Annotated in this window: 18 protein-coding genes, 1 tRNA gene and 1 pseudogene; 3 read left to right on the forward strand and 17 right to left on the reverse strand. The window is 62.4% G+C overall.

Going from position 1 to position 18,810, the window contains the following annotated elements:
- Positions 1 to 133: 133 nt before the first annotated feature.
- From KQ305_RS08460 to KQ305_RS08505, 11 genes and pseudogenes are all read right to left on the reverse strand, one after another.
- Positions 134 to 328 carry a hypothetical protein gene (locus KQ305_RS08460; RefSeq protein WP_259724979.1) on the reverse strand — a complete coding sequence of 65 codons (195 nt, stop codon included), beginning with the start codon at positions 326 to 328 and terminating at the stop codon, positions 134 to 136.
- A gap of 785 nt (positions 329 to 1,113) precedes the next feature.
- Positions 1,114 to 1,557 (reverse strand): hypothetical protein, encoded by a 444-nt coding sequence (locus tag KQ305_RS08465; RefSeq protein WP_259724980.1) that lies wholly within the window; start codon positions 1,555 to 1,557, stop codon positions 1,114 to 1,116.
- A 1,107-nt stretch (positions 1,558 to 2,664) separates the two neighbouring features.
- Positions 2,665 to 3,009, reverse strand: coding sequence for a hypothetical protein (locus KQ305_RS08470; RefSeq protein ID WP_259724981.1), 345 nt, complete (start codon positions 3,007 to 3,009; stop codon positions 2,665 to 2,667).
- Between the two features lie 778 nt (positions 3,010 to 3,787).
- Entirely contained in the window at positions 3,788 to 5,083 is a 1,296-nt protein-coding gene (locus tag KQ305_RS08475; protein WP_259724982.1) for a hypothetical protein, read from the reverse strand.
- A 663-nt stretch (positions 5,084 to 5,746) separates the two neighbouring features.
- Positions 5,747 to 7,264 carry an AAA family ATPase gene (locus KQ305_RS08480; protein ID WP_259724983.1) on the reverse strand — a complete coding sequence of 506 codons (1,518 nt, stop codon included), beginning with the start codon at positions 7,262 to 7,264 and terminating at the stop codon, positions 5,747 to 5,749.
- A 216-nt stretch (positions 7,265 to 7,480) separates the two neighbouring features.
- A pseudogene (locus KQ305_RS15440) lies at positions 7,481 to 7,987 on the reverse strand (bifunctional DNA primase/polymerase); the annotation flags it as partial.
- The gene (locus KQ305_RS08485; protein ID WP_259724984.1) at positions 7,987 to 8,226 is read right to left on the reverse strand and encodes a hypothetical protein; all 240 of its coding nucleotides are present in this window, start codon (positions 8,224 to 8,226) and stop codon (positions 7,987 to 7,989) included. The gene KQ305_RS08485 and the pseudogene KQ305_RS15440, both read right to left, overlap by 1 nt.
- Entirely contained in the window at positions 8,223 to 8,564 is a 342-nt protein-coding gene (locus KQ305_RS08490; RefSeq protein WP_259724985.1) for a hypothetical protein, read from the reverse strand. The genes KQ305_RS08485 and KQ305_RS08490 overlap by 4 nt, the downstream gene beginning before the upstream one ends.
- Positions 8,565 to 8,821: 257 nt before the next feature.
- A complete protein-coding gene (locus tag KQ305_RS08495) occupies positions 8,822 to 9,052 on the reverse strand; it encodes a hypothetical protein (protein WP_259724986.1) in 231 nt (76 codons plus the stop codon).
- A 148-nt stretch (positions 9,053 to 9,200) separates the two neighbouring features.
- Positions 9,201 to 10,397: a hypothetical protein gene (locus tag KQ305_RS08500; RefSeq protein WP_259724987.1), complete on the reverse strand. Its 1,197-nt coding sequence runs from the start codon at positions 10,395 to 10,397 to the stop codon at positions 9,201 to 9,203.
- A 146-nt stretch (positions 10,398 to 10,543) separates the two neighbouring features.
- Positions 10,544 to 10,617 (reverse strand) — tRNA-Arg (locus KQ305_RS08505).
- An 83-nt stretch (positions 10,618 to 10,700) separates the two neighbouring features.
- Here KQ305_RS08505 and KQ305_RS08510 point away from each other — a divergent pair.
- Positions 10,701 to 11,642 carry a helix-turn-helix domain-containing protein gene (locus KQ305_RS08510; RefSeq protein ID WP_259724988.1) on the forward strand — a complete coding sequence of 314 codons (942 nt, stop codon included), beginning with the start codon at positions 10,701 to 10,703 and terminating at the stop codon, positions 11,640 to 11,642.
- A 4-nt stretch (positions 11,643 to 11,646) separates the two neighbouring features.
- Here KQ305_RS08510 and KQ305_RS08515 read toward each other — a convergent pair whose 3' ends face one another.
- Together KQ305_RS08515 and rsmI are read right to left on the reverse strand one after the other, a co-directional pair.
- Positions 11,647 to 11,889 carry a hypothetical protein gene (locus KQ305_RS08515; RefSeq protein ID WP_259724989.1) on the reverse strand — a complete coding sequence of 81 codons (243 nt, stop codon included), beginning with the start codon at positions 11,887 to 11,889 and terminating at the stop codon, positions 11,647 to 11,649.
- A 39-nt stretch (positions 11,890 to 11,928) separates the two neighbouring features.
- A complete protein-coding gene (gene rsmI, locus KQ305_RS08520) occupies positions 11,929 to 12,801 on the reverse strand; it encodes a 16S rRNA (cytidine(1402)-2'-O)-methyltransferase (RefSeq protein WP_259724990.1) in 873 nt (290 codons plus the stop codon).
- A 20-nt stretch (positions 12,802 to 12,821) separates the two neighbouring features.
- On the opposite strand from rsmI, the gene KQ305_RS08525 reads away from it, so the two are divergent.
- Positions 12,822 to 13,757: a 3'(2'),5'-bisphosphate nucleotidase CysQ gene (locus tag KQ305_RS08525; RefSeq protein ID WP_259724991.1), complete on the forward strand. Its 936-nt coding sequence runs from the start codon at positions 12,822 to 12,824 to the stop codon at positions 13,755 to 13,757.
- A 32-nt stretch (positions 13,758 to 13,789) separates the two neighbouring features.
- On the opposite strand, the gene KQ305_RS08530 is transcribed toward KQ305_RS08525, so the two are convergent.
- From KQ305_RS08530 to rseP, 4 genes are all read right to left on the reverse strand, one after another.
- Positions 13,790 to 15,919 (reverse strand): polyribonucleotide nucleotidyltransferase, encoded by a 2,130-nt coding sequence (locus KQ305_RS08530; RefSeq protein ID WP_259724992.1) that lies wholly within the window; start codon positions 15,917 to 15,919, stop codon positions 13,790 to 13,792.
- 131 nt (positions 15,920 to 16,050) lie between these two features.
- On the reverse strand, positions 16,051 to 16,353 hold the full coding sequence (rpsN, locus tag KQ305_RS08535) for a 30S ribosomal protein S14 (RefSeq protein ID WP_254954972.1): 303 nt from the start codon (positions 16,351 to 16,353) through the stop codon (positions 16,051 to 16,053).
- A 22-nt stretch (positions 16,354 to 16,375) separates the two neighbouring features.
- A complete protein-coding gene (gene nth, locus KQ305_RS08540) occupies positions 16,376 to 17,062 on the reverse strand; it encodes an endonuclease III (RefSeq protein ID WP_259724993.1) in 687 nt (228 codons plus the stop codon).
- A gap of 1 nt (position 17,063) precedes the next feature.
- Positions 17,064 to 18,152 carry an RIP metalloprotease RseP gene (rseP, locus tag KQ305_RS08545; protein WP_259724994.1) on the reverse strand — a complete coding sequence of 363 codons (1,089 nt, stop codon included), beginning with the start codon at positions 18,150 to 18,152 and terminating at the stop codon, positions 17,064 to 17,066.
- Between the two features lie 127 nt (positions 18,153 to 18,279).
- Here rseP and KQ305_RS08550 point away from each other — a divergent pair, with 127 nt between their 5' ends.
- Positions 18,280 to 18,669 carry a PilZ domain-containing protein gene (locus KQ305_RS08550; RefSeq protein ID WP_259724995.1) on the forward strand — a complete coding sequence of 130 codons (390 nt, stop codon included), beginning with the start codon at positions 18,280 to 18,282 and terminating at the stop codon, positions 18,667 to 18,669.
- Positions 18,670 to 18,810: the final 141 nt, after the last annotated feature.

Raw genomic sequence — 18,810 nt, forward strand, 5'->3', positions numbered from 1 at the left:
CCGTTGGCCCCGCTAGTAAGCTTGCCGGAATTTTAAGGTAGAGGCCATCCAACACCGCCCAGAATTCGTTACGCCCTAGCAGAGGAAGGCACAGCAGTAGCCAGGGCACAGGCAGGGAACGAAACCCGACATCTCAAATAAGCCCGTAAGGACTGCTGGCATCCAGAACCTTCAGAAGCTCAGACAGTACCTTCCGCACCGCTGGTCCCTTCTCAGGGTCGTGGACTGCACCGAATGCGCGGGCGGTCATGCGGCTCTCGATCTCCTGCAGGGTGTTGGTCGTGTCCATCAGCAGCTGGATGGAGATGTCAGCTGGCGAGAAGGTCATGGGATTGAATGAAGCTGCTGTCAGTGTTCCCGGCCGCAGTCATCGCGTCGTTTGAGGAGACTCCCCCCAAGCTCTACAGCAAGCAAGTTCTCTGTGAAATGTCTGAATAAGTGCTCAGTGAAAAAACACAACAAGACAGGGACGTGTGACTCACAAGCTGTTTGCGAGGAATGACGGGGTTGGCCAGACCTTCCCTAGGACCCGACGAAACGTGCGGAGAGTTTTTCGTGTTGCCGGCAGACATGCCGGAATAGCGCGAGATCAGCAGCCGTGAGATCTGCACTGTTCGGGTGTTCCTCGTACTGCGCTCGATTGGCTCGGGCCAATAATAATATCAGTTTGTCGTCTGAAAACTGTTCGCGTCCTTTAAGATGTTCTGTGATCTTCGCTCTAGGAAAAGGATCTCCAAACTCAACCTCTGCAGTTGATCCAAAATCCTTCATGTCAAAGACTGCTCGCATCGCGCTCAATAGATTTCCGCTTAGCAGACAGCGCCAAGCATTGTAAATCCGATGATTGAGATGTGGCGCGCCGAGGGCACTAGTAGTAGTAATGTGGCACGTAGTGAAGAGTCCGACTAGCGGGGCATATATCTCTGTGAAGCGCTTGGCTTGTCGTTCATTATTTAGATCTACCTTCGCTTGACGGTAGCCGTTAGTTCTACCAAAAGCGTAAGCGCCACCAATTATCGCTAACGCCGCCACAAGTGCAGAGAACGCTGTCCAGAAGTCATTCATATGAGCCTAGGACTTAGCCATGAGGAGTGGTAATGGCAGGCAGCTAAACTAAGCTTTTACCTGCTTGGTCGTAGAATTCAGGAAATCATTGACTACCTCTTGAAGCTTGTCCTCGAACATCCAATCTTTCCAAGTACTTTTATCGTAGGTCTTTCCATCCGTGGTCTGGAAGTCCTTCCCATCATCGCCAGTAAAACTCTTCGTTATTTCGATGCGGCAATCCTCTCTTCGTCCTATGAGTTGCAACTGACGGCGTGCCCCATCTTTGCGTCGCAAAGTGAAGGTAATCCCTGAGGGATCGCTATTCACTTCGGCGTGGACATCTCGCACCCTAAGTTTCTCCTTGTAGGAATTGGCCATTGGTGCTAGTCGACTCAGAACCTCTTTTAGAAAGTCAAGGTTCTCAGCCTTCTCCTTGATAGCCAACTCGCTCGCAGTCGCGATGGAAGAGAGCTTTAAGTCAACGCCTCTGAAAAAGTCGTCACTGTTCATAAGGTCGCTCCTTGGCCTCTGCAGAGGTTGAGTAGTGAGATGGAATGGCGGCAGTATAAGGCAGCTGTCGTAAGAGAATGGTGATTACGAAGCCAAACTCATGGGTGGGCAGACCCGCACAACAACTCATGACCGCTTCGCTAACAGCATATGAGCGCTTGATACTGAAGGCAACAATGTGAAATCCCTCTCATGGCGATGGCGCTTTGGTGGGAGCCTCCAAGCCCAGGCTTCTTCTGCGAGTCCGAAAATGCCGATAGTACTGTCACACCAACATAGTTCGGCAAAACATAAAGCCTACTTTAGGAACAGTGAAGACCCTTGATCGCAACTTATCCTGCTGTCCAAGAGTTCACAACACCCCATCTGGACTGCTGGTAGCCAGTACCGTCAGCAGCTTCAAAAGACCCAAGCAATGTAGTCACTTTGTCGATGAGTGCCAGCTCGGCCACTGGGATAATGAGATATGCCAATGGACAATATCCTTTCCCCGTGAGCGTACTTGTTCAGCCTGAGACGATCGAGATGGCAGAGTCCAGCATATCTGGCACTTGGTGGACATACACAATCGACAGGTCACCAGGGAAAAACATCAATGAGGTTGCTGAGCCCCATACATAATGAAATCCATGATTCGGGGATATGCCAGAAGATGGATGCTCCGGACAATCGTCAATTTTAGGCAAGCTTTGGCTTGTATGAACTGGCCGAATCAAGATTGTTTTAATCTTCTTGAAGTTCATCTAGGGTGGGTCTAGGCAACCAAATTATTCGTCTGAGCCAAGGCGCAGGACTCATGTTCCTAGCTTGGGGAATACTCTCGCACTGGGAAGTTGTCCAGACCTTGCCTAACGCCAAGATCAGAATCGGGCAGGGTCTTATCTAGGCAAGCGGGGAAGCCCCCCATCTCTTGCATTTGAATGATGTGGGCATGACCTTAATCCATGAGAATAGAAAATGCGCTTGGTTGCTTAATGGCTTCCGCAATGGAAATCTGAGATCAAGGAAGGGGCATGAATCTCATGCCCCACTTGCTGTTGTTAACTCTTGGCTAATCTAGGGCCTTTTAGCTTAAAGGTAATGATGGAGACTTAAGTGAGCTCGGCCCTAGATACCGAAGTATGCACAAGCCACTTTCTGATCTGCGACATAGACACATACGTCAATGCCAATCGGGATCTTTACTCCTAATACTGTTTTATATTTAACTTCCAGACATGCCTTGGCAATGCTGCCATTTGGCACCCAGTCAGGCACATCAATACACTTCTTCCCAATCTTTAAGGGGAGTTCAACGCAAACTTTGCCGTTTTCAACTGCTAGGGAAATGCATTCTGCTAAAAGTGAAAAGACCTCTGGGGAGAAGTCTTCACCCAATGCTAAATCCTGATTCTCATACCGAGTCCATAAGGCATCAAATTTTTCCTTATCAAAACCAGGAACTTCAGACATGAAAGTGTCAAATATGGAACTTAAAGAGCATACATTGCGTCGATAATGGTGGGGCGTTCTTTCATAAGACGTATTACTCTAAAGGCTTAAGCAGTCCTTTACCTATAGAGCCTCTCTGCTACAGGTTAAGGTTCAGTAAATGATTTTTTTGCCCAACTGTGCTTTGGCGAGTCCGTTGCCAACCCTCATCCCAAGGCCTTGGGTGGGATAAGATCTCCTGGTCGGCAACTCTAATCTCTTCCAGCGTAATGCCCTTGCTGGTGTTGTGATTACGCTGACGAGAACTTAGCCGGGTCCGAGAACTAGATGTTCACATTGCCAAGGTAGGTTCGCTGTACATATCATCCGACGCGGACCTCGAATCAGCACATGCGTCTAGAGCATCATGGCCTTCACGTCACTGTGCCACTGTCCGCCTGCGGGGAGCCTGTAGCCAGCCGCTCCACAACCATGCCCCGCTACCTATGGCAACTCGACGCCGACGGCTGGCCTCTCGAACGCATCGACATCCTTACCGGAGAGCACGTCCCCGTCTTAACTGCCGGGCCATTATGAGTCGCTCCACCAAGGGCTGGTGTCATCAAATTGTATGCTACTTCCCTCGAGTCATTGAAGTAGATTCACTTCTTGGCGGGGATTTACTCTGCCGCAACACAATAGACAACATAGAATTAAAGCAAAGCCAGGAATCTGGAACGAAACACATGTAAACGAGATCTACGCGCCGGAACGCGCATTGGTGCAAAGCACCATAAACTTCGATAAATGGGTTTTTAACTCAGATAAGAAGTGTGTACTTTCCAAGTTGTACGTCGGCGACGGTCGCCTCGATACGAGGCTTGCGGTAGTAGCGCAGGATTGGGCCCCAACGCCGGACCTCCCCAGACTCCATGATGTCCTCAACTGTGTATAAGCGCAACGTGATTCCATACTCCTCAATGTACAGAGTGGCACCCCCTTCTGTAACAGCGGAGAAGACCACCTCAGCGACAACCCTTCGATTCACTCTGGTTTCGCTTGTGAACGTCTTCTTGGCTTGTCCTGTTCTAACCAACTCGAAAATGTCAGAATGTTGACTGCTGCTGCCAAGCAGCACATCGCTGACCGAGCCAGTGAGATTGGACACCGATGCAGCGCCTTTCCAAAGCGCGGCCGTCTCGTTGTCTTGAAGAAGATGCTCGGTGAGTTCAGTCTGCACCGTGGCATTGGTCATGCCTGTAGCCTTTGCCACTATTATTTTCCCTGAGTAAAAGCCATCGCGCCAATCTAGCTCCGTGACTGGATCGTAGGTGTTTTGGATAATAAGTTCACGAGAGCCATTCGGGTAGTGCGCCTCCTCTTTGATCTCCACGCTGTACAAACTCGGTCCACCTTGAGGCGAGGGCCGAATCGTGACCGCAGTGAAAGGCGATGACATTGAATCAAACCAAGTTCCAATCCACTCTCGCCTGGCAGGCACCTGAACGGCGTGATACCGCCTTTTTCGAAGCTTCTCGGAGGTGCCAAATTGGGGCATTGATTCCGAAGTGACGGTGATATCCATCTGGTACCGTGGCTGGTGGCAACCTTCAGGTACCTCATCAATCGGTTCGGACTCTAGTGTTAGCGAGCCTACTGCGGTCGATTGGCCAAAGTTATCTCGGTTCCAAGTTAAGGTCTTTCTGAAAACTATCCCAGTACACTTCGGCCAGTCTGCAAAGAAAGAAGATATGATCTTTTTGATGGCTTCGCCGCCAAGCCCCTTCGCCGCAGCTGCTACATAGGCAGCGAAATTCTTGGTTTGTTCCCCACCTAGGGCTAATCCCGCTGCGCCACCGGCAGCCGCAACCCCAAGCGCTGTGACAAGTTTGGTAACTGCATATGGGTCGTCTACACCACGGATATTCCAAAGCGTTATTGAAACATCCCAATTGGCGAGCGAATCATCTGGCAAGTCCACAACCAGTTCCCAATCAATATTTCGTCCGTAGCCCCAGGCGTTGTCGTCACGAATGAGCGCAAAGCTATCGCCGGGACCAAAGTGGGGATCAATCCGCGGGCCGTTGGTAATACCTAGAGGCGAAGAGAGCCTCATGTCTGGAGTCGGAACTTGACCCGCTGGAGCGATCCAGAAAGCAACGTTCAACGTGTCGTGGTAATCGCCCGCATTTCGAGACTGCAAGCATCGTATGGTATCAAGTTTTATCCGGTATGAAGCCATCTCCCTTATTCCTCAACTGATAGAAATAATTTGCAGGCACTTACTAGAGTGCATAACCAATCCTTGCAGTATCGGCATGACCGCAATGCTTGGCTTCACATCACGCAACAAGATGCTCAATCCTCGGATCGGCGTCTGAACCCCCACTGTGCTGTACCCAGCTCCAAAGGAGGACGCCCCGGCCATCCGATGGCCACCGTGTTATGGATCCCCTTGATGCCGCGTTGGGATTTACTCAGCGACCAGCGATGGAGGATGCCCTGATTGAGGTGCCATCTCACGTCGATTCATGGAGACCGAGGCAGGGCTCTGCACTGGAGCCAAAGGTAGCGATCTCGCATGAAACTCTCCGTTTTGGTGGGTTCTTGGGTTCTCCCCATGCAGGGGAACGAATCTGATGGGTTCAACACTGGGTTCACTGAGTTCTTTGCCGACATCCGCCTGAACCCAAAGAATCCACCCTGAACCCAGCAAGAACCCAATCTTGAACCCACCAAACCCCTTGCAGTGACTGGAATGAACCCAAGAACCCACCTTTCAACCCTCATCAACCAGATAAAGGGTCGGCCGTGAGTCGCGGATCCTCTTGAGGAATCCTTGGATCACCAGCGATTCGCACTGCTTCCGAACCCCAACCATCTGCGACTGTTCAGGGTTGGCGCCGTAGATCACCTCAGCGATCTCCCGCACGGCCGAGCCTTTCGGTGATGCCAGCCCGCCAATGGTTTCCAGCACCTGGGTCTGCTGCTCGGAGTTGGGGACTTCGGTCTGCTTCGCTTCGGTCTTCCGCTGCTTCTGCCATGCCGCGTGCTCGGCAAGGCGGATCCACTGGCCAGTACCACCGTCCAGGCTGATCACAAGGTCACAGCCTCGGCTGCTGCGGCCTTCCATGGCCAGACGCCGCTCAGGGATGTCCTTCATGGGCAGGCTGCCGACCTTGCCCGCGTTCAGGTAGTGCAACGTGATGATGCTGTTGGCCGCGCCGGCGATGGCGCTGTGGCCGCTCAGGGCTTCGGTGCCGGTGCCGTCGGTGCTCTTGTTGCAGTGATGGATCAGTACCAGGGATCCGCCGGCATCCATGACGCCTTGTTTGATGTCGTAGAGCAGGGCGCCGATCTCGGGGTCGTTCTCCCCGAAAGGACAGGATCGGGTGATGGACCGCAACGAATCAACGATCACCACCGCGCCAGGGTTGGCCGTGATGGCGCTGTGGAGCTGGTCTAGATCGTGTTCAGTGACGCGAAACCGGCGGACCCACAGCAGACGCGGGTGGTTCCAGATCGCCAGCTTCTCCAGCTGCTCGGCGGTGTCGGCGTCGCCCTGGTCATCGCTGACCAGGATCACCGGGGCCAATGTCGGTGGTCTGCCGAAACTGATGAAGTCTTCCTGCAGCAGCAGTGCTCGGGCAGCCGCAACAGCGAGGCGAGATTTTCCGACCTTGGGACGGCCGCCGATGATCGTCAGGTCGCCGGCAGGGATCAGGCCAGGGATCAGCCAGCGGATTACCGGTTTCGGCATGGCATCACGATCAGCAGCTGTGAGCAGCGAGAAAGTGTTGCCCACGCGTCGGTCGAGGGCCTGAAGCACCTCGGCGCCGATCTCCTTATCGCGGATGGATCCCTTGAGTTTCAGTGCATCAATTGCATGGCGAAGTCGCACGATGCGCCGAAGGGTGTTTCGTTCGGTGCTGACCAGTGCATTGATGCAGTGGCGGAAGCACTCCAGCCGGCGGGAAAGGCTGAGGGTGGTTGGTTTTCGTTTTTTCGGCTTCGGTTTAGCTACCAGCGGCGGCTGCTGGACCCGTGGCCGCTTCGAGCTGATCGAAACCACGTTGCTGGTCTCCCTGCGGTGGAACGCCAGCCGGTTCAGCAGCTTGTGCTCTGGTGTCGAGGGCCTCGGGTGCTGATCGGCTGCCCCCTCGAAGCGGGCCCAGGCGGCACGGGTGTCGAAGGCGGCGCCGCCGATGGTGTCAGGGCAGTGGGAGAGGTAGCAGGAGAAGGCATCACGGGCGGTTTCTTCTGCTGCTGCACCCTGGGCCTGCAGCCAGGCTTCCACGGCGATCAGCTCAAGGGAGAGGCGCAGCCCGTCCTCATTGCAGGATCCCTCCCGGCTGCCGGTGACGATCAGGTCCTTGGCCGGTTTGCTGATGAACTCCCGGAACGGCACGGGGGTGCCTGTAGCCGGCTGAGGTGCTTTGTGGGCCTGCAGCAGCGGCGACGGTTGCGGGGGCGCTGCCTTCAGTGGCATCTGGTCCAGCAGCCAGGCGGGTGCCTCGGCTAGTTCCACCTCCCACGGAGCGCAGCCCTCGACCCAGCGGTAGCCGTCTGTTTCGGGGTGGGCGCCGAGGATCACGGACTGCTGGCCAGCCCACCGAAATTCCAGGGGGCCGAGCGTTGCGATGCGGTGATCAAGGGCAGCCCAGCGGTCGGGCGGCACCTTGAACGCAATCTGTTTTCGATCAAGCTTGGTGCTGGTCCAGGCGATCGAAGGTGGAAGATCGGAACTAGGCCGCCCGTAGGTCTTCTGGAAAGTCGGTTCACCATCTGGCCCATCGAAGTCGGTGGCCATTGTGCTGGTGATCGGGCCCAGCCGCAGGCCAACCGCAGGCGCCAGGTTGAGGGCCTCAGCTGAGAAGGTGGGCCAGTCTGTCCACCCTTTGCTGCTTTTCGTTACTGGGTTGAAGGGACGTTTGTTGCGATCAACTGGTATCAGCCCCGGCAGCCACAGGAGAGGAAGCTGGGGCAACGGCCAGCCTGGTTGGGAGGATGCAGCAGTCATCACCGCTCCTCATCATTGATCCCGGCTTCAAGCCGGTTGAGCTGCTCTTCAAGGCGAGCTTCTTCAGCCTCTGCATCGTCAATGAGGGAGGAAAGCCGGATCTCCTCATATGCCGATAGACCCTCGCCGTCTTCGTAACATTCCTGATCGTTCCAGATCCCTTGAAGGTACAAGACCCGGTTTTTGACGCGCCAGAGCTGTCGCTGAAGTTCAAGTTCGTTTCTAGAGGTGGTGCTCAAAGCAGCGGCCCCCCTTCACCAGGCCCGAACCCCAGCCGCTCAACCAGGTCTGGGTGGGCCGGGTATGCAGCCTTGCCGGCAACGATGCTGCCGATCTCAACGGCCTCGATCGGGCACGTTCCTTCCCGCATCCGTTGCAGCTGGTCGTAAGCCTTCAGGGTTCGATCGGAGATCAGGAAGGCCCTCACGATTTCGCCGCGGCCGTCAACGGTGTATGCCAATGTGAAGGGGCCGTGTCTCTGGCAGTCCTTCGGGTTGGGTTCCGGGAAGGGAAATATCTCCCGTAGCCAGGGCGGCTTGGGTGTCCCCGGGGGCTTCTTGTTCCAGATCACCGCCACCTCTCGGGCAACGGCCGCCGCTCGACATGGCTTAGCCGAACTGGCCCCACTGACCCCTGGCTGCAAGGCCCTGTCGCGCCAGGCGCTGGGGACGGGTTCTGGGTCCGGCGGCGCGGGTCGGGCATCCGGCTCTATCGGCTGCAGCAGGAGATTGTTGCGGACTTTGCCCTGCAGCTGCGGCAGTAGGGCTCGCCTGCTGCTTGTGTTTAAAGTTGGGGCCAGACTTGCTTCCAAGCCCCCGTCGGATGGGGGCTTTTTCATGAGCGACCTGCCTCCGCCTTGGGGCGAGGAATCTGTTTGCTGCGTTTGGCCAGGGTGGTTTCAACAGCGGGAAGATCCCATCGCAAATTGGGCTTGCGCAGGCCCAGGCCATGCGCCGTGAAATGTACGCCAGGGCGCAGGATGTCAGCGGCGCGGAGTCGCGTCAGCGTGTTTCTGGTCACACGCAGCGCGGCCTGCACCTCACCAGTGGTGAAGGAAAAAGTCATCTTTATAAAAAGTGAACGCAGGGGGGGACTTGATGCCCCACGTCGTCATTCTATGGCCAAAATGTGCCGCTGGAGAGATATAAAAATGGTATTGTTCTCTCGATCGTTACCATTTCCGCCAGATCGCAGATACGGACGGAGCAGTGAATCAGTCCCCGGCCCTGGCTGTCACCAGCGCCCCCACCTTGCTCAGCAGCCCCGGCCCGTCCAGGCGTCGGCCGTAAGTGGCCAGGTGGACCGCTGGGGAGTGGCCCATGAGCTCGGCGGCCTCACGCACGTGCAGGCCCAGGTCCAGGCCCAGCCGCAACGCGAAGGCATGGCGCAGGCCATAGGAGCTCAGGTCGTCGGGCATGTGGAGCCGACGCAGCTGCTGGGTCATGTGTTCGCCAGGGCTGGCGGCTTTCTGGCTCCAGCCAGGAAGCTCATGGGCCCGCCACCGTTCGAGCAGGCCGTGGCAGTCCGCCGGCCAGCCGGCGGGGGGAACGGCTGGCACTCGCCGCGGCCGAGTGGCTCCCTTGCTTGAGATTTTCGATCGGGTGACCACCGCCACCGGCACCCCGTCCGGCCCGGCCTTCAACTGCAGCCCGATCAATTCCTGCGGCCGCAGACCGAACACCGCCAGACAGTCCCAGGCCAGCAGATCGCCGCCCAGCAAATGGGGGCTCGCTTGGATCCGCTCGCGCAGCCGTTCGATCTCCAGATCCGTGAAGGCTCGCACCCCCGCCGGATCGGCCGCGGCCTTGCCGTTACCCCGCAGCTGGGCCAGCTCATCGGGCCAGGGCCAAGCCGCTTCCTTCCACAGTCGCCGGGCCCGGTCGTATGCCATCTGCCGGGCCCTGCTGTTTGCTGGCCAATTGCGCAGGTAGACATCCAGCAGGGCCGAATCACTGGCCCAGCGTTGTGCTCCCGCGGTGGCCACCAGCCGGCGCAGGTAGGGGGCCCAGGTTCGATCCCAGGTCCGGGGGGCAATGCGCTCGCCCACGAGCTGGGAGCGCAGCTGTTCGCTCAGCTGCTCCAGGTGCTGGGGCAGAAGGTGGCTTTCATCGCCGGCCGCGGGAGTGGCGTTCGGGTCGGGCCATCGCCAGGTGCCGGCCATAACGGCATCGAACACCGCGCAGGCTTCGCTCAGGGCCGCCGTGGACGTTGCCGGGCCGGGAGGGGTCGCCAGGCTCAGGGCCCTTTGCGTTGGGGCCTGATCTGGCGGATCTCCAGGCCGCGGCGGGAGCTCGGCGCTCAGCAGGCGCAGCCGATCGCGGTGCAGTTGCAGGAACCAGCCGGAACGACCCAGCCGGTGGGCCTTAAAGGCACGGCTCAGGTTCTTGAGCCAGGGAGCGGCAGTGGCCACGGCTTACCCACGGGTCAAATCTGGGTAAAAGTCTGGCACTTTCTGGGATTTTCGGGGTCTTTCTCGCCCATGGCGAGGCCAGAGCCATTTCTGAAAAGGCTTGTCCTGACTGGCCCTATCTCTGTCTGGGACTGGGCTTCAGTCAACGCCCCCTGATGGATTCGAACCATCGACCGGCTGCTTAGAAGGCAGCTGCTCTATCCAGCTGAGCTAAGGGAGCACGGAGCGCATTGTGCCAGCGTTCGGTGGCGAGGGCACTCCGGTAGCCACCCGTACAGTGGGCAACCGCGCTTGAACCGTTCCATGGCCGCCACCCGGCTCAGCGACAGCCAGAAAACCGAACTGGTTGGGAGCTTCCGGGAGGGTGCCAGCAGCCAGGAGCTGGCGGAACGTTTCGGCTGCAGCCCCAACACGGTCAACCGGGTGGTGCGCTCGGAGCTGGGGGAGGCGGAGTACGAGCGCGTCAAGACCGAGCGCTCCCGTCGTCGCAGTCGGCCGCCGGTGGGGGCGGCCGAGCCCACCGAGGCTCTGCAGACAGCGCTGGAGATCAGCAGCCCCGAGCCCAGTCCCGAGCCCAGTCCCGAACCCGCCCCGGAACTGTTGGGCCTGGAGCCCACTCCGGACCCCATCAAGGCTCTGGCCCCCGAGGAGCCTGAGCCCGACACCGCATCCGCACCCGCGCCCGTTCGCAAGGTCTTGCCGGATCCCCCCCGCCGTCTGTCCGTGCCGGCCCCGGTGAGGGCAGAGGTGGTGGCGGAAGACGGCCCCGCCGTGCTCGCCATCGAGGATGCCGACGACTTCGGCGCCGACGACGACGACCTGCTGACGAGCGAGGACGACGACAGCGAGGACGGCACCGACGGGGAGATCAACCCGTTCCAGCCGATCCCCGTGGTGGTGCTCGACGACGGCGCTGCGGCCGGTGGTGAGGGCAGGCTCCAGCCCCTGGTGGCCGCCGCGCTGCCAGCCAGCGCCTACATGCTGGTGGACAAGACGGTGGAACTGCAGGCCCGGCCGCTTAGTGAGTTTCCCGAGCTGGGCCGGCTTCCCGCCACCGAACTCGACCGCCAGGCCTTGGTGGTGTTCCTCAATCCTCGCCAGGCCAAACGCCAGTGCGGCCGCACCCAGCGCGTGATCAAGGTGCCCGACCTCAAGGTGTTCGAGCTCACGGCCCCTTACCTCCTGGCCCAGGGCATCAGCCGGGTGGTGATCGAGGGAGCCCTCTACGCGCTGCCGGGCAGCTGAGGCCTCAGCCCTCTTCGTCGGCGGGAGTGTTTCCGGGCAGCAGCAGCGCCGCGCTGGCGCCGCCGCTGATGACCCCCAGGACCAGGGCCACGCCCACGATGAAACCGGCAGGCAACGGGGCGCTGCGGGCGAAGCCGAAGCGCAGCTGGGGCCGCTGCTCCAGGTTCTGGGCCCCCAGGCAGAGCAGGGCCAGCAGCAGGGTGCCGCCGAGCAGGCTGCCGCACAGGAGGCGCAGGCGCAGAAGCATCGCAGCAGGAGCGGGGTTGGGGCCCAGTCTGCCCTGGCTTCAGAGCGGCGGGGCCGGCTCCTGGTGCAGCAGGGCATAGAGGGCCCGGCGGCTGTGGCCGCTGCTGACCGCCAGGCTGCGGGCGGCCTCCCGATTGCTGAGGCCGCCCCGCACCAGCTCCGCCAGGGCGTGGCGCAGGGCGGTTTCGTCCCAGACGGGGGCGGCCGCCGGCGGGGCACCGCCGAGCACCAGGGTGCACTCCCCCTGGGGCGGGATGCGTTGGAAATGCTCCAGGGCCGCCACCACACTGGGGCCCACCTGTTCCTCGTGGCGCTTGGTGAGCTCCCGGGCCACCTGCAGGGGCCGGTCGCCCAGCACCGCCAGCAGGTCTTCGAGCAGGGCCAGCAGCCGGTGGGGGGCTTCGAACAGCACCATCGTTCGCTCCTCGCTGGCCAGGGCCTCGAGCCGCTGGCGCCGGGGCCCGCCCTTCGGCGGCAGGAACCCTTCGAAGCAGAAGCGGCCCGACGGCAGGCCACTGCTCACCAGAGCGGTGGTGACGGCGCTGGGGCCGGGGATGCAGATCACCTGGCGGCCTGCGGCGCGGGCGGCCGCCGCCAGCTCCTGGCCGGGATCGGACACCCCCGGCAGGCCGGCATCGCTGATCAGGGCGATCGCTTCGCCCGCCTCCAGGGCCGCCAGCAGCTGGGGGATGCGGGCCGTCTGGTTGTGCTGGTGGAAGCTCAGCAGGGGCACGCGCAGGCCGAGGTGATGCAGCAGCAGGCCGCTGCGGCGGGTGTCCTCGCAGGCGACCCGGGTGGCCCCCGCCAGCACCCGCCGGGCCCGGGGGGAGAGGTCGTCGAGGTTGCCGATGGGGGTGCCCACCAGATAGAGAACGCCGGCGGCGGGTTCCTGCTCCTGCACCGGTTCCTGCACAATGCCTGTTTCCCGCGTCCATGATGCCGTCTCCCTTCGCCCTGCCCGACGGCATCGGCTGTGAACCCCTGCTGGCCGAGCTGCGCCGGCTGGCCTGGGGCGCGGCCGACATCCTGCGGGCCTACGCCCGCGGCGAACAGCCCCCCTTCGGCTTCCCGCTGGCCCTGAGCGTCGACCATGGCGGCGAGGGGCCGGTGTCGGCGGCCGACCTGGCGGTGAACCGCTGGCTGCTGGATGGCCTGGCGGCGGCCTTTCCGGCTGCCGGCTGGACCCTGCTGAGCGAGGAGACCGCCGCCGAGGTGCTGGTGCCGGGCCAGCCGCTGGACGCCGAATGGCTGTGGATCCTCGATCCCCTCGATGGCACCAAGGATTTCCTGCAGGGCACGGGCGAGTACGCCGTCCATCTGGCCCTGGTGCACGGCCAGCGGCCGGTGCTGGGGGTGGTGCTGCTGCCGGAGCCGGAGGAGCTCTGGTTCGGGCTGCTGGGCGCCGGTGGGGCCGGCAGCGGTGCAGGGGAGGCCTGGCGGGAGAACCGGGCCGGCGACTGCTTCGCCCCTGCCCTGAGCAGCCGCAGGGAGGATCTGGTGCTGGTGGCCAGTCGCAACCACCGCGACGACCGCCTGGAGCAGTTGCTGGCCGACCTGCGTCCCGCCCGCAGCCTGGCGATCGGCAGTGTCGGCGGCAAGGTGGCCACGATCCTGCGGGGGGAGGCCGACCTCTACATCTCGCTTTCGGGCCGCAGTGCCCCCAAGGACTGGGACATGGCGGCCCCGGAAGCGGTGCTGCGCGCCGCCGGTGGCGGCTTCGACCATGCCGATGGCCGGCCCCTGCTCTACAACACGGGCGACGTGCGTCAGGCCGGCTGCCTGATCGCCAGCAACGGAACGGCCCATACCGGGATCTGCCGCCGTGCCGCTAGAGCGATGGCGGTGATCGATCCGGGCTTTGCGGTGTGAGGGCCTGGCCGGCTGGCCAGGCCCCGTGCCGATCAGACCGCCGCCGGCTCCTGCTGCTCCACGCCCCGCAGGGTGAGGTTGATGCGGCCGCGGTTGTCGATCTCCCGCACCCGCACCGTCACCTGGTCGCCGACGTTGACGACATCTTCGACCTTTTCGACCCGCGATTCCGACAGCTGGGAGATGTGGATCATCCCCTCCTTGCCGGGCAGGATCTCGACGAAGGCACCGATCGGGATCACACGGGTGACCGAACCGTTGAACACTTCGCCTTCGCTGACGCGACGGGTGAGGCCCTCGATGATGCGCTGGGCCTCTTCGGCGGCGGCGCCGTCATGGCTGGCGATCGTGACGATGCCGCCGTCCTCGATGTCGATCTTGGTGTTGGTGCGCTCGGTGATGCCCTTGATGGTGCGTCCGCCGGGGCCGATCACGGTGCCGATCAGTTCCGGATCAATGCGGAAGCTGAGCAGCCGCGGGGCATGGGGCGAGAGGGTGTCTCGGGGCTTGTCGATCGCCTCGAGCATCTTGCCAAGGATGTGCAGCCGGGCCGGGCGGGCCTGGTTGATCGCTTCGGCAACGGTCTTGACCGCCAGACCGGAGATCTTCATGTCCATCTGCAGGGCGGTGATGCCCTTCTCGGTGCCGGCCACCTTGAAGTCCATGTCGCCGAGGAAATCCTCGATGCCCTGGATGTCGGTGAGGATCCGCACCTCGTCGCCCTCCTTGATCAGGCCCATGGCGGCGCCGCTGACGGGGGCGGCCAGGGGAACGCCGGCATCCATCAGGGCCAGGGTGCTACCGCACACCGAACCCATCGAGGTGGAGCCGTTGGAACTGAGGCACTCCGACACCACCCGCAGCACGTAGGGGAAGCTCTCCTTGGAGGGCAGCACGGGGATCAGAGCCCGCTCGGCCAGGGCGCCGTGGCCGATCTCGCGGCGACCGGGGGAGCGCATCGGGCGCGTCTCCGCCACCGAATAGGGGGGGAAGTTGTAGTGGTGGAGGTAGGTCTTCTCGCTGATGGGGTTGAGATCGTCCATCTCCTGGGCATCGCTCGGGGTGCCGAGGGTGGCGCAGGAGAGCACCTGGGTGAGCCCCCGCTGGAACAGGCCCGAGCCATGCACCCGCTTGGGCAGCACGCTGACGGCCGCCTGAATCGGGCGCACCTCGTCGAGGCTGCGGCCATCCACCCGCTTGCCTTCGGTGATGATCTGCTGCCGCATCAGCTTCTTGGTCAGGCTCTTGTAGGTGTTGCCAAGAACCTTGCCGTTGCTGCTGACCGCCACCCGGATCGGATCGTCTTCCTTGAGGGCGGCGATCTTGTGGCTGACGTCGGCCTTGATGGCGTCGAGCTTCTCGTCGCGCTCACCCTTGGTCTGGCTGAATTGCTTGAGCACCTCACCGATGCCACCGGCGCATTCCTGTTCCAGGAACGAGGGCAGGGCGGGGTCGTCGCTGCGCTCCTCGGGGAGCACCTGCTCGATGCCGAGTTCCTTGAGCAGCTCGAGCTGGGCCCGCAGCAGTTCGCCCACGGCTTCGTAGCCGAAATCGATCGCCTCGATCACATCCTGTTCGGGCAGCTGGTTGGCGCCCGCTTCCACCATCACCACGCCGGCAGGCGAGCCAGCCACAACCAGATCCAGTTCGCTGCGCTCGATCTCGCGGAAGCTGGGGTTGAGCACGAAGTCGTCACCCAGCAGGCCCACGCGCACGGCGGCCATCGGGCCCATGAAGGGGATCTTCGCCAGCAGGGTGGCCATCGAGGCACCGGTGACGGCGAGCACGTCGGGCGGAACCCGCTCATCCAGGGACATGCAGGTGGCGACGATCTGGAGGTCGTCGCGCAGCCAGCCCGGGAACAGGGGGCGCATCGGCCGGTCGATCAGGCGGCAGGTGAGGATGGCTCGCTCGGGGGGGCGGGCCTCACGACGAAAGAAACTGCCGGGGATGCGGCCGGCGGCGTAGAGACGCTCTTCGTAGTCGCAGATCAGGGGAAGGAAATCGATGCCGTCCCGGCCTTTCGAGCGGGTGGCGGTGACCAGGATCGACGTATCGCCGCATTCCACCATTACCGAGCCCCCGGCCTGGGGCGCAAATCGGCCGCTGGTCAGCCGGATCTCCCGACCATCGAAGGAGATCGACTGAGTGTGTCCTTGCACTGGGCGTTATGTCCGTTTTGTTGTCACGCACCATTCTCGCATCCGCCCCCGCCCGGCCATGAAGAAGGCGCCCTCCAGGGGCGCCTGCTGCGGCTGAGAGCCGTTGCGGCAAGGGGCTTTCGCCCCGGTGCTCACCAGCTCGACTTCACCACGCCCGGGAGTTCACCCTTGTGGGCCCGCTCGCGCAGCTGGTTGCGGCAGAGACCGAAATCGCGGTAGAAGCCACGGGGCTTGCCGGTGGCCCAGCAGCGGTTGCGGATGCGGTTGGGGGCGCTGTTGCGGGGCAGCGACTGCAGCTTGCGGTGGATCTCCAGGCGCTCCATCGGATCGCCGGCCGCATCGAAGGCCTCCTTGAGGGCGGCACGGCGCGTCGCGAAACGCTCCACGATCTTGCGGCGCTTGACGTCACGCGCGATCATCGACTTCTTCGCCATGCGGCCGGAGGAGGGGGAAACTTCAGCCTGTCACCTTACCTCTTGGCGCGGCCGGAGTGGGTTCGGGGCCCGGATGGCTGGGGCAGAGGTCGGCGAGGCCGCAGCCCTGGCAGCGGGGCTTGCGGGCCACACAGACGGCCCGACCGTGGAAGATCAGCCGGATCGAGAGGGTTTCCCACTCGGGTCTGGGCACCAGCTTCATCAGGTCGGGTTCGATTCGCTTCGGGTCGGCGTGGCGGGTGAGCCCGAGCCGGTTGGACAGCCGTTTCACGTGCGTATCCACCGTGACGCCGGCGTTGATGCCGAAGGCGTGGGCCAGCACCACGTTGGCGGTCTTTCGGGCCACCCCCGGCAGGGGCAGCAGCTCCTCCATCGAGGCCGGCACGGCGCCGCCGTGGCGTTCCATCAGCAGCCGGGAGGCGGCCACGATGTGTTTGGCCTTGTTGCGGAAAAAGCCGGTGGATTGCACGTAGGGCTCCACCGCCTCACTTTCGACGGCCGCGGCGGCGGCGGCATCGGGGAAGCGCTCGAACAGGGCCGGCGTCACCTTGTTGACCCGCTCGTCGGTGCACTGGGCCGAGAGCATGGTGGCCACCAGCAGCTCGTAGGGGGTGCGCCAGTCGAGGGAGCAGGTGGCGTGGGGATACAGGGCGCCGAGCCGATCCAGGATCAGCGGCGCCCGGGTCCGGGGGCTGGGAAAGCGGGGCACCTCAGCGGCTGAGCAGCTGCTGGATCGCCGGCAGCTGGCTGGTGTCCTTGACGATCAACACCAGGGAGAGGCCCACCAGGAACACGAACCCCGACTGCATGAAGGCCATCTGGTAGCGGTCGGCCAGGGGGCGGCCCCGCACCCCCTCCAGCAGCAGCAGGGCGAACTGGCCGCCGTCGAGCAAGGGCAGGGGCAGGGCATTGAGCACCGCCAGGTTGATCGAGATCAGGGCGGTGAACAGGAACAGGCTGCTGCCGCCCTGGCTGGCCAGGGACGCCCCCATCTCAACGATCTTCACCGGGCCCGACACCTGGGGAGCGGTTTCACCGAAGTGGGTGATCAGGGTGCCGAAGCCTTCGACGGTGCGGCGCGTGAGGGCGACGACGTCGTGGTTGGCCTGAAGGATCGGCTCCAGCGGGCTGGTGGGGGGCCGGAAGGATTCGCTGCCGTTGGGCTGCAGCTGGGCGCCGATGCGGCCGATGCCGCCGTTGTCGCTGGGGGTAAGGGGCAGGGTCACCGTGGTGCCGTTGCGGTCGGCCTGCAGGCGCAGGGTGCGGCCGGGGGCGTCCTTGATGCGGCCCACCAGGGCCATCACCGCCTCCTGGCCGCCTGCCAGGGGGGTGCCATCGATCGCCACGATGCGGTCGCCGGGCTGGAGGCCGGAGCCGGCGGCTGCCTGGCCCGGCTGCACGGCGGCCACCACCACGCCGGGGGTGGCGCTGAAGCCGGAGGGGATGCCCAGCACCAGCCCCTGGGCCAGCAGCACGCTCCAGGCCAGCAGCAGGTTGGCGATCACGCCGGCGGCGATCACCAGGGCCCGCTGGGCCAGGGGGCGGTTGCGCATCAGGTCGGGATCATCGGCAGGGATGGTGCTGTCCTCCTCGTCGTCGGGGAAGGAGACGAACCCCCCCAGGGGGATTGCCCGCAGGGCGAACAGCACGCCGCGCCGCCGCCGCTGGATCAGGGCCGGACCGAAGCCGATCGAGAAGCCACTGACCCGGATGCCCTGCCAGGTGGCGGCGAAGAAGTGGCCGGCTTCGTGCACCAGGATCAGTCCCGCCAGGATCGCCAACGCCGTCAGTACACCCATTCCGTCTGCCGATTCAATCGGGGTCCATTCTGCGGGAACCGTCCCGGCAGCGGGGGTGTGGCCCAGGGCAGTGGCACCTGAGGGACAGCGCGATACGATGGATGTGTCGATGCCGACATCCGCCTGCATGTCACCGGAACAGACTGAAGGCGAAGGGCAGCTGGAGGAACTGCGCACCTCATTGCGCCACGCTCTGCCCCCGGGGGTCTCCGCCAGCATCCGGCTCAGCTCCGGCCGCACGGTTTACGTCACGGTGGGTGACATCAGCCGGACTGGGGCCTGCGTCGTCCGGCGCGGGGATCTGGAGGTCGTGGAAAACGAAGAAGTGCTTCTCGACGTGAGCGACTACGAGCAGCATCAGAACGTTTCCCTGTCGGCCCGCGTGCAGTGGGTGAGTACCCGTAGCTACAACACGCTCGTCGGCCTCGTATTCACCGAAGGCCCCCTATTGCCGGGCACCATGCTGGATCAGTATCTCGACAGAACCCTGATGCCGCGGGGCTCCGGCGACAGTTGAACGGGTTTGGATGCGCTACGACAAGCCTGCTAATGCCCGGGAGCACGATGTGACTAGAATTTGGGGATCGGCTGAGTGGATGTTCAGCCAGCTGGTGCTGTTGCCGTGAACTCAAGACTTCTGCTTCACCTGCTGACGGCC

Source organism: Synechococcus sp. CS-1332 (assembly GCF_025127995.1).
GTDB lineage: Bacteria > Cyanobacteriota > Cyanobacteriia > PCC-6307 > Cyanobiaceae > Cyanobium.